The sequence below is a fragment of the Acinetobacter sp. UBA6526 genome, assembly GCF_002434875.1.
In the GTDB taxonomy this organism is placed as follows: domain Bacteria; phylum Pseudomonadota; class Gammaproteobacteria; order Pseudomonadales; family Moraxellaceae; genus Acinetobacter; species Acinetobacter venetianus.
The window spans coordinates 30,827-46,680 of the sequence record NZ_DJLC01000243.1 but is presented as its reverse complement, the minus strand read 5'-3'; the positions used below and the strand labels follow the sequence as shown (position 1 = coordinate 46,680).

General features: G+C 38.3%; 14 protein-coding genes. 4 read left to right on the top strand and 10 right to left on the bottom strand.

Annotated features, from left to right (window positions below):
* Together B4237_RS16915 and B4237_RS16910 are read left to right on the top strand one after the other, a co-directional pair.
* A partial coding sequence (locus B4237_RS16915; RefSeq protein WP_286944056.1) for a DUF3418 domain-containing protein occupies positions 1–2,165 on the top strand: 2,165 nt, incomplete at its 5' end.
* 46 nt (positions 2,166–2,211) lie between these two features.
* Positions 2,212–3,318 (top strand): beta-ketoacyl-ACP synthase III, encoded by a 1,107-nt coding sequence (locus B4237_RS16910; RefSeq protein WP_007482793.1) that lies wholly within the window; start codon positions 2,212–2,214, stop codon positions 3,316–3,318.
* 52 nt (positions 3,319–3,370) lie between these two features.
* Here B4237_RS16910 and B4237_RS16905 read toward each other — a convergent pair whose 3' ends face one another.
* Together B4237_RS16905 and lipA are read right to left on the bottom strand one after the other, a co-directional pair.
* Positions 3,371–5,074 carry a DUF4394 domain-containing protein gene (locus B4237_RS16905; RefSeq protein WP_061392197.1) on the bottom strand — a complete coding sequence of 568 codons (1,704 nt, stop codon included), beginning with the start codon at positions 5,072–5,074 and terminating at the stop codon, positions 3,371–3,373.
* A gap of 347 nt (positions 5,075–5,421) precedes the next feature.
* Entirely contained in the window at positions 5,422–6,435 is a 1,014-nt protein-coding gene (gene lipA, locus B4237_RS16900) for a lipoyl synthase (protein WP_007482791.1), read from the bottom strand.
* A gap of 191 nt (positions 6,436–6,626) precedes the next feature.
* Here lipA and sthA point away from each other — a divergent pair, with 191 nt between their 5' ends.
* Together sthA and B4237_RS16890 are read left to right on the top strand one after the other, a co-directional pair.
* Positions 6,627–8,042, top strand: a complete 1,416-nt coding sequence (gene sthA / locus B4237_RS16895) for a Si-specific NAD(P)(+) transhydrogenase (protein WP_004880147.1) — start codon at positions 6,627–6,629, stop codon at positions 8,040–8,042.
* Positions 8,043–8,122: 80 nt separating this feature from the next.
* Complete coding sequence (locus B4237_RS16890; RefSeq protein ID WP_061518448.1) at positions 8,123–8,593, top strand: DUF3465 domain-containing protein; 471 nt, start codon at positions 8,123–8,125, stop codon at positions 8,591–8,593.
* A gap of 39 nt (positions 8,594–8,632) precedes the next feature.
* Here B4237_RS16890 and B4237_RS16885 read toward each other — a convergent pair whose 3' ends face one another.
* The 8 genes from B4237_RS16885 to B4237_RS16850 all read right to left on the bottom strand — a co-directional run bounded on the left by B4237_RS16885 (position 8,633) and on the right by B4237_RS16850 (position 15,674).
* Complete coding sequence (locus B4237_RS16885) at positions 8,633–9,085, bottom strand: DUF962 domain-containing protein (RefSeq protein WP_004880144.1); 453 nt, start codon at positions 9,083–9,085, stop codon at positions 8,633–8,635.
* A 148-nt stretch (positions 9,086–9,233) separates the two neighbouring features.
* Positions 9,234–9,845 carry a septal ring lytic transglycosylase RlpA family protein gene (locus tag B4237_RS16880; protein WP_004880143.1) on the bottom strand — a complete coding sequence of 204 codons (612 nt, stop codon included), beginning with the start codon at positions 9,843–9,845 and terminating at the stop codon, positions 9,234–9,236.
* Between the two features lie 289 nt (positions 9,846–10,134).
* On the bottom strand, positions 10,135–11,136 hold the full coding sequence (mltB, locus tag B4237_RS16875; protein WP_004880141.1) for a lytic murein transglycosylase B: 1,002 nt from the start codon (positions 11,134–11,136) through the stop codon (positions 10,135–10,137).
* Positions 11,137–11,155: 19 nt separating this feature from the next.
* Complete coding sequence (rodA, locus tag B4237_RS16870) at positions 11,156–12,298, bottom strand: rod shape-determining protein RodA (RefSeq protein ID WP_061392195.1); 1,143 nt, start codon at positions 12,296–12,298, stop codon at positions 11,156–11,158.
* A gap of 165 nt (positions 12,299–12,463) precedes the next feature.
* Entirely contained in the window at positions 12,464–13,123 is a 660-nt protein-coding gene (locus B4237_RS16865) for a hypothetical protein (protein WP_004880138.1), read from the bottom strand.
* A 33-nt stretch (positions 13,124–13,156) separates the two neighbouring features.
* Positions 13,157–13,972, bottom strand: a complete 816-nt coding sequence (gene queF / locus B4237_RS16860) for an NADPH-dependent 7-cyano-7-deazaguanine reductase QueF (RefSeq protein ID WP_004880135.1) — start codon at positions 13,970–13,972, stop codon at positions 13,157–13,159.
* The gene (locus B4237_RS16855; protein ID WP_007482100.1) at positions 13,969–14,742 is read right to left on the bottom strand and encodes an ABC transporter permease; all 774 of its coding nucleotides are present in this window, start codon (positions 14,740–14,742) and stop codon (positions 13,969–13,971) included. The genes queF and B4237_RS16855 overlap by 4 nt, the downstream gene beginning before the upstream one ends.
* Positions 14,739–15,674 (bottom strand): ABC transporter ATP-binding protein, encoded by a 936-nt coding sequence (locus B4237_RS16850; protein WP_278595427.1) that lies wholly within the window; start codon positions 15,672–15,674, stop codon positions 14,739–14,741. Before B4237_RS16850 ends, B4237_RS16855 begins: the two co-directional genes overlap by 4 nt.
* Between the last annotated feature and the right edge of the window lie 180 nt (positions 15,675–15,854).

Here is a 15,854-nt window from a genome sequence, read left to right as displayed (position 1 = left end):
GCCCAGATACGCAATCTGAGAATAAGCGTCGTCAGTTTGCACGTCAGCACTTTTTGAGCTGGTTGCGTTTGCGTGAGTGGAAACAAACACATCAACAACTCGTTGAGCTCGCTGAAAGTTTGAAGTTGAGTTTTAATGAAAAAGGTGCAAATTATGAAAATCTGCATCGTGCATTATTAACAGGTTTGCTTTCATTCATCGCCAATAAAACCGATGAACGTAATACTTTTATGGCAGTACGCCAGCAAAAAGCTAAAGTCTTTCCAGCCAGTACCTTACATAAAACCAATACCTCTTGGATCATGGCATTTGAGATGGTGGAAACGTCGCAAGTTTATCTGCGAACCTTGGCAAAAATTGATCCTGAATGGATTTTATTAGCTGCACGTGACTTATTGAAATATCACTACTTTGAACCGCATTGGTCGAAGAAAACAGGCGTGGTCAATGCTTATGCGCAGATTTCATTATTTGGTCTGATTATTGAACCGAAGCGTTTAATCAATTTTGAAAAAGTAGATCAACCAGCAGCGCACGAAATCTTTTTGCGCGATGCACTCACGACTGGGAATCTAGGAATAACGCCACCGTTTTTAAAACATAACTTGCTCAAGCTAGAAGAAGTTGAGCGAGTTGAAGATAAATTACGTCGCCGTGATTTGGTGGTAGATGAGGAAACCATTTACCAATTTTATGCCGCCAAAGTGCCCACTGATGTTGCGAGTCGTCATAGCTTTGAAGATTGGCGTGCTACAGTTGAATCTAAAGAGCCACGTTATCTTTTCGTTGAAGATGATGCGCTGTGGCTCAATGATCGACCAACAACACAACAATTTCCTGATTATCTACATAATGGTCAGCTGCGTTTGGCTGCAAGCTATCGCTTCGATCCAAGCCATGATGAAGATGGAGCAACGGTTAAGATTCCAGTGCAAGCACTACCACAAGTTGATGAGAAACCGTGGTCGTGGGGTATACCCGGCTGGAGACAAGATTTAATCGAAGCATTGCTCAAAGCATTACCAAAAGATAAGCGTCGCAATCTCGTGCCTATTCCAGACACAGCTAGAAAATTAATCAAAGGTATAGATGCAACGCATTTACGTGAGCATTTATTCACTTATCTAGCTTTTGCTTTACGTGGTGAGCAGATTACAGAAAAAGATTTTTCATTTGAGCGTATTGACCAATATCTTGTGCCTTTTATTAAGGTGGTTGATGAAAAAGGCAAGCTGATTGCACAAGGGCGTGATTTAGATGAATTAAAAGCACGTTGCCGAGTTGAAACACATCGGCCAGTCAAACAGCAACAAGGTGAATTTCAAACATTCCCTGAAAGTTTTATTTTTGAGGCGTCACAAAAGGTCACAGGGGTTGTTGTTAAGCAGTATCAAGCTTTAGTTCCAACTAAATCATTTGCTGAACTTGAGAGCAAAGATGAATCTGGCGTGGTGGTTCAAACATTCAATGATCAAGAAGAAGCGATTAAACAACATCGAGAGGGGATTATTCGCCTAATTCATATGCAATTGGGAGATCTGATCCGTCAGTTGAAAAAGCAAATTTCTAAACCATTGGCACTCGCATACTCACCATTAGGTGAACGCGCAAAGCTCGAACAAATGTTGGTTTATGCAACTTTACAGCTGTCGATTACAGTGCTTCCTAAAAATGCAGATGAGTTTGAAAAGCTGTTGCAAGATACTAAAAAGCAATTTTTAGCCAATGGACAGCAAGCATTAAGTGATCTCACCGAGATCTTTACACAGTGGCAGCAAATTCGTCGAGAATTACTTGTGCTAGATCAAACTATCTTTGGTCGGAGTGTAGATGACATTGAGGACCAACTTGATTTAATGTCTTTAGCTAACTTTGTTTATACGCGACCTACTGAAATTTGGCAGGAATACCCGCGTTATTTGAAAGCACTGCTATTGCGTTTAGATCGTTTGCCAAATAATCTACAACGTGACCTTGCTGCAATTGATGATGTCGATCCTTGGATGGACAAAGTGTTTAAATTTAAAAATGATCCTAAAATCAAAGAATTGTATTTGATGTTGGAAGAGCTTCGTATTTCTTTATTTTCTCAACCGATGAAAACAAAGATGCCAATTTCGCCAAATAGATTACAAAAACTATGGGATCGTTTAGCAATCGGTTAAACTGAGCAATGATGAAAGCTAGAACCATTCTTTACAGGAGTTTTACATGGGCATCCGTATAACAGGTACAGGTCTATTTCACCCGACCGAATCTATTTCCAATGAAGAATTGGTAGAAAGTTTAAATGCTTATGTAGAACAATATAATCAAGAAAATGCAGATAAAATTGAAGCAGGCGAGCTAGAAGCTCTACGTGGTTCAAGTCCTGAATTTATTGAAAAAGCATCAGGCATCAAAAGCCGTTATGTCGTAGAAAAAACAGGTATTCTGGATCCAAAGCGTTTGCGTCCACATTTACAAGAACGTAGCAATGAAGAACTTTCCCTGCAAGCAGAGTGGGGTGTTATCGCCGCGAAACAAGCAATGGAAAATGCAGGCGTAACAGCGGAAGATATTGATGTAGTTATTTTGGCTTGTTCAAATATGCAACGTGCCTATCCAGCTGTTGCGATTGAAATTCAGTCTGCACTTGGTATTCAGGGTTATGCTTACGATATGAATGTAGCATGTTCTGCTGCAACATTTGGTTTAAAGCAAGCTTATGATGCTGTGAAATGTGGTGCTCGCCGTGTTTTATTACTAAATGTCGAAATTACATCAGGTCACTTAGATTATCGTACTCGTGATGCTCACTTTATTTTTGGTGATGTTGCGACAGCTTCGATTATTGAAGAAACTGAAACAAAATCAGGTTATGAAATCTTAGATATTCATTTATTTACCCAATTCTCAAATAACATTCGCAATAACTTTGGTTTCTTAAACCGTAGTGAAGATGCAGTGGTTGACGATAAATTGTTCCGTCAAGATGGACGTAAGGTATTTAAAGAAGTTTGTCCGCTAGTTGCAAAAATTATTACTGCGCAATTAGAGAAATTAGAATTAACACCTGAACAAGTGAAACGTTTCTGGTTGCATCAAGCCAATGCCAATATGAATGAACTGATTTTAAAATTGGTGGTTGGTAAAGATGCTGATTTAGATCGTGCACCAATTATTTTAGATGAGTTTGCTAATACTTCTTCTGCTGGTGTAATCATTGCAATGCACCGTACAGGTGAGCAAGTCAACAATGGTGAATATGCTGTGATTTCATCATTTGGTGCGGGTTATTCGGTTGGTTCAATCGTAGTACAAAAGCATATTGCTTAAGCATTTATAAATAAAAAACACCACATGTAATCATGTGGTGTTTTTTTATGTCTTATTTTAAAAGAATCGCTAAATCAATGAGTGGAGGAGTTGTGCTATTACCAATTGTAGAGGCCGATGAGCTTGGCATACCATCGGCACTCAATGCAAATCTTGCTCGTGGAGTGGTAATAGTGGTGTCGCTATTCAAATCAATTCGATAGAGAATAGATGGACCTGTACTACCTGAAACCGTTGCAAGAGCGTAACCATTGTCACCGCCCGCAATATCAAAACCATTATCAGTTCCAAGGTTAATACCAAGATTACCAATACTATTTAGTGTACCGTCGTTTGGTGGGCTTTGTTTAAGAAGCATTTGACTCATCTGATCTAAATCAAACAATTCTGTGCCTAAGCCTGTCACTGAAGTCTTGAAGCTATTGGTATAAGCTGCCGCCGTAACTTTGGCGTTCATTACACCATTTAAATCACCATCTTTAATGGTGTCTCCAGTATCAACATTGATTCTTAAATTCTGCCCAGTATTGCTTATCACACGTAAACGATCAGCCGCTGGATTAAAGTCTACAGCGAAGCTTGTACCATCTAAAGTTGTATAGCTACTTCCCATTGCTGCTTTTAGAGAAGAAACCAAGGTGCTAACACCTGAATCTGTATTAATTGTATAAATATTGGCTTTATTGGTCAGACCATACAATTTTCCTGAATGATCTGTCATCGTTCTAAGGCGATAATCAATCCCGATAAATTTCTCATCAACTAACAGACCTGTAATATTTTTTTCTGTCACCATATTTGGGTTATTTAAAGCAAAACTTACTAATTTATTATTTTGAGTAAGACCAAACCCTTGTGCCATTGCATCGTTGGCCCGTTTTAGTGCAATACCTCGAACACCCATTGAGTTAAAGCTTGTTGCTAAATCACCCGTTGTGAAAATAGCAGCATTGCTTGTTCCGACATTGGCAAGATTAAGTTGATAAAATTTATAATTCCCAGTGTTGAGTTTTAATGCTGCAAATCCAACATTATTGACTGGATCAATGTCGAAGCCACCGCCACCATTTGTATTTACATCGTCACCCAGCATGGTAGATATACCAAGTGTGCCTGCATTGGCATTTTGTAGATAAATTCGATCAGAGTTTTGGTCAATACTATAGAGCTTAGTTGAGCCAGTACCGTCAAATGCATTGGTGTATGCTCCTGCAATGACTGCTGGGCTACTACCCGTTAAACTAAGAGTACCATCTGTAATTGTGGCACCAGTATCAACATTTATTCGTAAGTTTTGTCCTGTGTTGGTCATGACCCGTAGTCGATCCGCGACTGGGTTGAAGTTCACTGTAATTAAATTGGCATCACCCATAATTTTACTAAAAGGCGCATTTCCGTCAGTCGTATCATTTGGATCAGCAACTAGTTTTTTTACAAAAGTAGCAACACCCGTTGATGGGTTAAGGGTATAGATATTTCCTAATAATCCTACTGCATAGAGCATACTATTTTTAGGTCTGTAATCTATACCTACAAGTTCATCTCCTGATTGAAGACCTTTAACTTTCATGTTGGATACGATTTTATTTGGCATCATACGGTCAACTGAACTAATCATACCGTTGCTGGTGAGAATTAAGGTATCACCAGTATTGGAGCTTGATGATTCAGTATCATTGTTTGAGTCACTGTTACAGCCGAATAGTGCCAGACTCGTGAGTGCGGTTACGGTCAGTGTAGCAAGTTGTTTATTCATTATTTTCATCCTGATATTGTTTGCTAAGAAAGCGTTAACTGATCCAATAACGCAATTAAAGTTTTCGCTTCTTGTGTTGTTTTATGCTCAGTAAAAAGTTTTGAATAAAAAAACTGAAAATTTTCTAGCTTTTTATTTTCAATGATCTTTTTTCTTGTAAATAGGTTATTCGTGGGGGAGCAATAAGTAAAACAATGTTTTTATGTGATTTTTCTGTATTTGAGTTCTATGTTGTAATTATTCACGCCGAATTCACAGGCGCTAAGAAACATTGAATTTATAATTAATGTAAATTTTTGGAAATAAAAAGAGAACACTTGTGTTCTCTTTTTTATTAGGATCAAAGCTTAGGCTTCTACAGTTTGAACTGCGATCTTTTTAGCTGGGTCAACTTTACGACGTACTGCTGGAACTGGTTCGCCGTGATATTGACGATCAGCAAAGTAACTTGAGCGAACCATTGGCGCAGACCAAATGTTACGGAAACCGAGTTTACGACCATGTTCAGCATAGCGCTCAAACTCTTCTGGTGTCACAAAACGGTCAATTGGAGCATGTTGCTTCGATGGTTGTAGATATTGACCAATGGTCACGTAATCTACATCGTGCGCACGAAGATCATCGAGTAATGCAATAACTTCTTCTTCAGTTTCACCAATGCCGACCATCAAACCACATTTAGTTGGGACATCAGGGCAGTATTCTTTAAACATTTTTAATAGATTTAAAGAGTGCTGATAGTCTGAACCTGGACGCATTGCCTTATACAGACGAGGAACAGTTTCAATATTATGATTGAAAACGTCTGGTGGGCATTCAGTCATGATACGTAAGGCAATATCCATACGACCACGGAAATCAGGAACCAAAATTTCTAATAATGTTTTTGGGCTTAACTCACGAGCTTCTTTAATACAGTCAACAAAATGTTGAGCACCACCATCTAGCAAATCATCACGGTCTACAGAGGTAATCACTGCGTATTTAAGACCTAGATTAGAAATGGTTTCTGCCATGTGACGTGGCTCATCAGGATCGAGAGCATTTGGTCGACCATGTGCAACATCACAGAACGGACAACGGCGAGTACAAATATCGCCCATAATCATAAAAGTCGCAGTACCACCACCAAAACACTCAGGTAGGTTAGGGCAGGCAGCTTCTTCACAAACAGTATGGAGTTTTTGCGAACGTAGAGTTGTTTTTATACGCTGAACCTCTTCAGGTGCAGTCATTTTGACGCGAATCCAGTCTGGTTTACGAGGTACTTCAACCGTAGGAATAACTTTAACAGGAATTCTTGCGACTTTTTCTGCGCCACGAAGTTTTATACCCTGTTCAGGTTTACGGTGTTCAGACATATATTTTCCACAACCTTTGACTTGAAATACTGGAATATTATAGTCAAATTTATAGGTTTTTAGGTTGAAAACAGGTATTCATTTTGAAAATGTGAATATATAAAAATATATGGTTGAGAAATACATCAACCCGCTGCATATTAGTTATCATATATTAAGCAATAAACGGTTAGAAATTAAAGGAGCTTTGAATGCCACGTAAGAAAGAGGTCGTTGGTGGGAACATTGTTAAATTTGATGCAGTAGTTCTCGGTTCTGGCCCAGCTGGTGAAGGCGCGGCAATGAAGCTAGCTAAAGCAGGTAGACGTGTTGCAATTGTTGATGTTCGTGATCAACTCGGTGGTAACTGTGCACACGTAGGTACAATCCCAAGTAAGGCATTGCGTCAAACAGTATCAAGTATTATCCGTTATCAACGTGATCCAATGTTTCAAAAAGTAGGTGAATGGAAACAATTCACTATGAAACAAGTATTACGTAATGCTCATAAGGTGATTCAACAACAAGTAGATACGCATACTCGTTTCTATGATCGCAACAAAATTGATGTATTTCACGGTCGTGCATACATCCAAGATAAAAATACTGTTTTGATCTTTGGACCAGATGGAATCAAAGACACGATCATTTGCAAGCAAATTGTGATCGCAACAGGAAGTCGCCCTTATCAACCTCAAGGTTTAGATTTTACGCATCCACGTGTTTTTGATTCGGACAAGATCCTTGATTTGGATTTCGCAATTCAAAAAATCATCATTTATGGTGCAGGCGTTATTGGTTGTGAATACGCGTCAATTTTTATCGGTTTAGATCACAAAGTTGATTTGATCAATACTCAGCAAAAATTATTAAGTTATTTAGATGATGAAATCGCAGATGCGCTTTCTTATCACTTACGTGAACAAGGTGTATTGATTCGCCATAATGAGCAAATTGATCGACTTGAAACTTTTGATGATCATGTCGTTCTGCATTTATTAAGTGGTAAGAAAATCAAAGCGGATGCGATCCTATGGTGTAATGGTCGTTCAGGAAATACCGATGGTCTAGGTTTGGAAAATGTTGGTTTAGTGCCGAACAGCCGTGGTCAATTAACGGTAAATGATCAATATCAAACTGAAGCAGAAAATATTTTTGCTGCAGGTGATGTAATCGGTTGGCCATCACTTGCTTCAGCAGCATATGACCAAGGGCGCTGTGCTGGTGCTAACATGGTTGGCGAAAAGAATGTTAAACCAATCAAAGATGTGCCGACTGGAATTTATACCATTCCAGAAATTTCTTCGATCGGTAAAACTGAACAAGAGCTAACTGAAGAAAAAGTACCATATGAAGTAGGTCAGGCATCTTTCCGTCATTTAGCGCGTGCGCAAATTACGGGGGATACTGTTGGCGAATTAAAAATCTTATTCCACCGCGATACATTAGAGGTGTTAGGTATTCACTGCTTTGGTAACAATGCGGCTGAGATTATTCACATTGGTCAGGTCGTTATGCATAGCCCAAACAATACCTTAAAATATTTTGTAGAAACCACATTTAACTACCCAACCATGGCTGAGGCATATCGTGTGGCTGCTTTGAATGGTATGAATCGACTATTCTAAGCGATACAGACATTGTAAGATTAAAATGCCAATCTATATGATTGGCATTTTGCTATTTGTTTTGGATAAAAAAGGTTGATATGAAAACTCAAAAAAATAATTTAGTAATCGTTGCAATTATAGTTCTACTTATTGCCACATATTTCGGTATAGATTTAAAACAAAACGCATTAAATAATTCTGATCTTCAGGATTCTGCGCAACAACTTAGCATAGATGATCAGCAAAAGATCATGCAAGCTTATCAGCAGCAACGCAGCAATATTCAAGCTCAATCCAGAGGTGAAGTAAAAGCAATCTTGGCTGATGATAATGAAGGTTCAAGACATCAAAAAATGATTCTTAAGCTAGAGAATGGTTTAACCGTTCTGATTGCGCACAATATTGATTTAGCGCCAAGAATAGAGGGGCTTAAAAAAGGAGATATCGTTGAGTTCTACGGTGAATATGAATATAGCGAAAAAGGTGGTGTGATTCATTGGACTCATCATGATCCACGCGGAAAACATACTGATGGATGGCTGAAATATAAAGGAAAGGTATATCAATAATACCTTCCCTAAATTTTAATTTTTTAAATATGCGCTAAATTAGCTTGTAAGCGCCAATTTTTGACGAGATTTCCATTTAGGTAGGATTTTAGCTAAATAAGCATCCATACACCATACGGGGCCGATCAGGAGGAACTGGAGGTCTTTAAAGAATGAAGGTTTCTTTCCTTCAACTTTGTGACCATAAAATTGTCCAATCCAAGCAATCACAAAAACGCCGATATAAAATCCAACGCCTACAGGTAAAATCACAATCAACCAAGCCATTACAGCAAGTAAAGCTGCCATAGCAACAGCTAAAACGATATCTAAACGAGCATAGAATACTAAAGTAAGTACAAGCAATAATGCGGTAAGTAGCATACTAAAATGGGAAAGAATGCCAATTATTGAAAATAGAATAGCAGGGACGCATACCCAGTGAATTTTCTTATTGGTTTGATTTTGGTGACTATCGCTATACTCATCAAACCATTCATCTATTGATTTCACAGCACGCACTCCTTGCAATAATGACAATGTGTTATGTCACCAATATACCGAAGAATTTAATAGCGGTCAAAAATAAAACAAGACGCTGGAAAACATAAAAGCCACTTTTATAAGTGGCTTTTATTGGTTGAGTATCTAAACTTATAAATTAAGAGTTTGGACCATCAACACGTTCAATACTTACATTGCCTGTTCCTGCACTAGACATACCTAGTTGCTTCGCAGCAGCGTAAGATAGATCTAACACACGATTGCCATGGAATGGACCGCGATCATTTACTTTCACAACTACGCTTTTACCATTGTCTTTATTTGTTACGCGGATGTAACAGTTTAAAGGAAGGCTACGGTGTGCAGCAGTCATTGCATTCATATCGAATGTTTCACCACTTGCAGTTTTACGACCATGGAATTGACGGCCATACCAAGATGCAACGCCATTTTGGGTAAATTTACGAACGGTGTTTGAAGCAACAGTATTCAGTTTTTCAATCACTGAAGGCTCTTCTTCAGGGATATCGATCTTTGCAGCAATCGTCTGGCGACGGACTTTGTCACCTGAACTCTCAGTGATTGAAAGACTATTAACGTTAGAGAAACGAGAATTAAAATTTTGAGAATCTTTGCTTAAAACGCGTGCAGCTAGGTTAGAACCTTCTACATCATTAGTTAATGATGAAGATTGTACCATTTCTGCATGTAACGGGCTTAAACTTAAGCCTGCCGTCAGCGCTAGAATATATTTTAGCGAAAACTGCATTGTATAAACTCCTAGAGATCATGCTTTTCTATTTCAATAAAACCACCTTGAAATATAGTGCACATGTCTAATTATTCACTTTTGCAATTACTTTAACTTGTGGCGATAATATTCAGCGCTTACGAAGTGTGTCTAGTCTTTAACGATAAATAGTTACAAAAAGGGCAAAAACTTACAGTTTATGGTTAAAAAAAAACCAATATTGTAACAAAATATGAATTTTGCTGATTGTTTAAACTTTTTTAATTAAAAATTTATTGACTTTTCAGAATGTTGTGAAAAAGCTAGTCTATCGACTAGCTACTTCTGTGCCTAATAACCATACTGCAGTTGCATACATACGGCTTTTGTTGTAGGTCGTTATCACTTGGAAATTAGGATAAGTAATATAGTAAATTGGACCAAATTGATCTTGCAGTTGGATGACATTTACCAAATCTAAATCATCAATTTTTACAAGTGGATCAATAGGCGCAATACCTAATCTTTTCAACTCTCCGTAAGGAGTTGGTTGAGTTAAATCCTTTGCAATTATACTATCTGGGTTATTGCCTAAGTAGCGTGCTTGAAAGCCAATTGGTCGATCACGTTGCCAACCATGTTGAGCTAAATAGTTTGCAATAGAACCAATTGCATCAACAGCAGAGTTTCTTAGATCAATATGACCATTTCCATCATAGTCGACACCAAGCTTCTGAATATTACTAGGCATAAACTGTGGATAGCCAATCGCACCAGCGTATGAACCTACAATACTATTTGTTGGATAGCCTTCTTTATAAGTCCAAGAGATAAGCGCAGCTAATTCATCACCAAAATACTCAGCACGGCGTGGGTAGCCAAAAGCAAGTGTTGCAAGTGCATCTCGAGTAATGAAAGAGCCTTTATTTGCACCGTATCCAGTTTCTACACCTAAAATACCCAATATGACTGCTTTAGGGACACCAAATTGCTGTTCTGCGCGATTGAGCGCATCTTCATACTGACCTTTAAAGCGAGCACCACGTTGAATTGTACCTTCAACTAAAAACATAGAGCGATATTCATACCAAGGTTTACTTTCACCTGGGCGAGTCATAATATTTAAAATATTAGGTAAGTTGCGAGCACCACTCATTGCTGCATCAACTTGCTCACTACTCAAGCCATATGTTGTCATCGCTTTTTGTTTAAAAGCTGGATAATTCGGATTAGTATAAAACTCGTTTGCTTGTGCCCAATTACTGCTCAAAAATAAGCTGGCACCTAAAGTCAAAAATTTAAAAGTTTTATTGAAAGTTTGATGAAACATATGTTTTTTAAGTTCCTCATTATCGGTGTGTATGAATAGACATAACCAGTCCAAAAGTAGACATCAGTGTGATGATTGCAGTACCGCCATAGCTCATAAAGGGTAAAGGCACACCTACAACAGGTAAAATACCACTGACCATACCTGCATTTACAAATACATAAACAAAAAACGACAAACCAAATGCACCCGCAACTAAGCGACCATAGTTATGGAAGCTTTGTAAACCGATTTGGAAAGTTCTAATAATAATCGCACAATAAAGCAGAATAAGTAGGGTAACACCAATCAAGCCAAACTCTTCAGAATAAGCTGCAATAATAAAGTCGGTATGTCCTTCTGGTAAGAAGTGAAGATGTGATTGCGTACCTTCTAAGAAACCTTTGCCTGAAAAACCACCTGAACCAATAGCGGTTTTCGATTGGATAATATTCCAACCTGTACCTAGTGCATCCGCCTCAGGGTTAAAAAGCGTTAAAACACGTTGACGTTGATAATCATGTAGTAAAAATTCCCAAGCGATCGGAATAATTATGCCTGCAGCGCCCGCGGCAGCAGCGATCAATTTCCATGAAAGTCCACTTAAAAACAGGACAAAGATTCCACTTGCAAGTACAAGTAATGAAGTTCCTAAGTCAGGTTGTTCAGCGATTAATAAAAACGGAACAACAATCAGCATTAAAGAAAGGATGACCTGAGAAAAGCTCGGTGGTAATGCTTTACGTGAAAGAAACCATGCAATCATCATTGGCATACCGATTTTCATGAATTCACTGGGTTGCACACTACCAAAACCAGGAATATCAATCCAACGTTGAGCGCCCATGCGGACTTCACCAAATATCATCACAGCCAATAATGATAAAACCCCAAAGATATAAAAGTAGGGGGAAAATGCCTGATAGACTTTTGGGGGGATCTGAGCCAAGCTGAACATCACGACAAAGCCAATAGCGAAACTAATTGCTTGTTTAGTGACTAGTCCAACGTCTTGGGCGGAAGCACTGTATAAAACAGTCAAACCAAGCATTGCATTTAGAATCAAAAATAGACAAAGCCAAGGATCAATATGTAGCTGTTGCCATCGGGAAGGCTGGGAGGCTGTACTTAAACCATCACGAGGGGCTTGACGTAAAAATTTGTATTGTGAACTTGGTGCCATGCGATTCTAAATCTAGTCAATCAACGCTTCGCGAATGCTAACATAAACGCTGATTTAGACAATGCAAATTTAGAAATTGTGACATTTATATCGACTTTATTCTTATAAAAATTGGTACAAAAAAGGCGACCATTTTACAATGACCGCCTTTTTATAAATCACAGCTTATTTTTGAACCAATAACTGATCAAAGTGCTTGGTGAATACATCAAGTTCAGCTTGGCTGAGGCTTGGAATTAATTTCTTAATCACAATATGAACAGCTGTTTCAACACCACTTGTTGCAACGCTTGCTACACCACGTTTTACCATGCCGAGACCCAATGTTTTATTGAAGTCTGTCATAAAGTGTTGAATTAAAGCATCAGCAAAAGCTTTAAACTGCTTTGTTAAAGCTTCACGTTGTTCTTTGCCATTTCCAGCTGCAACTTCCGCAAAACTTTTCTTCATGTCTGCTACAAGGCTATCAGGAAGAACTGCACCGATACGTTGCTGACCTTCATTGTCAACGAACAAGCTTTTTTCCATGAATGCTAATGATTCTAAAACTTGCTCATTTGATGCTTTGCCTAAAAGCTGTTTCATCAAAGTTTCAACAATGCCACGAATTTTAATCGCAAGTCCTTCAGTCGTATCTCGTTTTTCGCTTGGTGGAAATTGTTGCACCAAATGAACGAGCATCGTGTCAATTAACTCATCTGTAAGTTGAAGAGAAATTTTGTCACGTAAAGGGTATTGTGGCTCTTTACTATCACGATTTGCTTGCGCAAGTTGAATATCCTGACTCAAACTTGCTGACGGAAGAATACCGAAATAACTGGTCATTGAAGAACGTCCTCTATATCAAATTTATTCGTTTTATTGTCGCGCCAAGCGAATTGGCTCGGGCATCCATGACAAATCAGATACTCGACAAGGATTAATATCTAAACCACCACGTCGAGTATAAGTTGCATAGACCATAAGCTTTTCAGGTTTCAAAAGTTGCCAAATATCAGAGAATATTTGTTCAACGCATTGTTCGTGGAAACCATTATGCTGACGGTACGAGATAATATAAGCTAAAATGCTGCGATAACAAGGTTTTTTACCTTGAAAACGAATAAAAACAGTCCCCCAGTCGGGTTGACCAGTGACTGGACAGTTACTTCTTAACAGATGTGAATATAGCTCAATTTCAACATGATCATCTGTTGTTTGATCAAGTTGTAATAATGTTGAATCTGGATGCTCAGATAAACGCTCAGGAATCAAATCATCAATACAAATACCTTTAGGTTTAGAAATTTCTAAATCATCGACTTGAAATAAATCTAATTTGATTTGAGCACCGGCAGCATTTGATAAATCACGTTCAACTGTTTCGATGAATATTTGCTTTGACTCGAATTGTGTGAAGTTTAAACTGTTAAAATACAGCTTAAGTGATTTAGATTCGATTAAGTTGGGCGAACTTGCAGGCAGTGTGATCCGACCAATCGCAACTTGAGGTAGTCCAAGTTGATTGAGCCATGAAATTTCAAAAACATGCCACCAGTCTTTACCTTGGGTGATACCCTCAATATGTGCATATTGCTTGCGCGATTCTGCACGGGCGATTGGAAATAAAACCTCTGGCTGATATTGAGTAGGGTATTGGGTGTCTTTCCCCAATAAAGAATGTTCAACACTCATTCACGCATTCCTGAACCACGAGCTAATAAATGATATGCAATTGCATAGAGGACAACGCAACAAAGGGTCACAACACCTAGAGAGAATGCAACATTCACGTCACTGTGACCTAGAATGCCGAAACGGAAGGCATTGACCATATACACAATTGGATTAACTAAAGAGACATTTTGCCAAAAAGGGCTTAAAGCACTGATGGCATAAAAAACTCCACCTAAATAGGTAAGTGGTGTCAATACGAATGTCGGGATAATCGAAATATCATCAAACGATTTCGCATAAACAGCATTAATAAAGCCACCAAGCGAAAATAATAATGAAGTAATAATGACTGTATATATAGTCACAAAGAGGTTGTAAATTTCTAAATGAGTAAAGAATAGGCTCATGATGGTTACGATTAAGCCAACCAACACACCTCGACAAACACCACCTATAACATAACCCCAAAGAATTAAATGCAATGGTACGGGGCTCATGATCAACTCTTCAATGCTCTTTTGGAATTTTGCACTAAAGAAGCTGGAAGAAACGTTAGCATAACTATTGGTAATCACCGCCATCATAATTAAGCCAGGTACAATGAATTGCATGTAGCTAAAGCCACCCATTTCACCGATGCGAGAACCAACTAAATTACCAAAGATCACGAAGTACAAACTCATCGTGATCGCTGGTGGAAGTAATGTTTGAGGCCAGATTCGCATAAAGCGACGAATTTCTTTAACAACCAAAGTCCACAGTGCTGTTTTTAATTGATTGAAGTTCATTGATCTGCTCCAGCAAGATTTTTCTCAACCATTTTTACGAACAATTCTTCTAAACGGTTCGACTTATTACGCATACTGCTAACTTGGATATTTTGTGATTGAAGTAATAAGAATAAGTCATTCATGCTATGAGCCTTATCCATTGTAACTTCTAATGTCACTGGGTCGATGAGATTAAATTTAAAACCAATAATGTTGAAATTGATAGATGTAATCGGCTCTGCTAAGTCAAATATAAATGTTTCCTCATTGAGCTGATTGAGGAAGCCTTTCATGGTAGTGTCTTCTTTGATGACACCACGATCAATGATCGCAATACGGCGACATAGCATTTCAGCTTCTTCTAAATAATGCGTTGTGAGAATAATGGATGTCCCTTTTTCATTCATTTCGATGAGGAAATCCCACATTGAACGGCGTAACTCAATATCTACACCAGCGGTAGGCTCATCAAGAATAAGAAGTTTTGGTTCATGCATCATTGCACGTGCGATCATTAGGCGGCGTTTCATACCACCAGATAACATACGTGATTGGATATTACGCTTATCCCATAAACCTAATTTTTCTAAATATAGTTCAGCACGTTGTTCTGCTAACTTTTTAGAAATCCCGTAATATCCCGCTTGGGTCACTAAAATATCAAATGTTTTTTCGAATTGACCAAAGTTAAATTCCTGAGGAACAACACCAAGACATTGTTTTGCATGAGAGGGGTGGGTATCTAAATTATGACCAAAAATCTCAACTGAACCAGATGTTTTTTTAGTTAAAGAACTGATGATACTAATCGTAGTCGATTTTCCTGCACCATTGGGCCCCAATAAGGCATAAAACTCACCTTCAGGTACAGTTAGATCGATACCTTTTAACGCCTGAAAACCATTACGATAAGTTTTGGACAAATCACTCAATACCAAAGCATCAGTCATGAACGTCTCACGTTGTTAAATATGATGGGTATTTTGAGTGATATAAAAAAATAAACCAAGTAGAAAAATAGGTTTATGGCGTGTTAAAAACAGAACGATTACAGAGATAGGCAAACTATCTATTTTATTTATCTTAGTTGACCAAATCTGGATAGTCATCTGTGGCAAGCACTTTGAAAG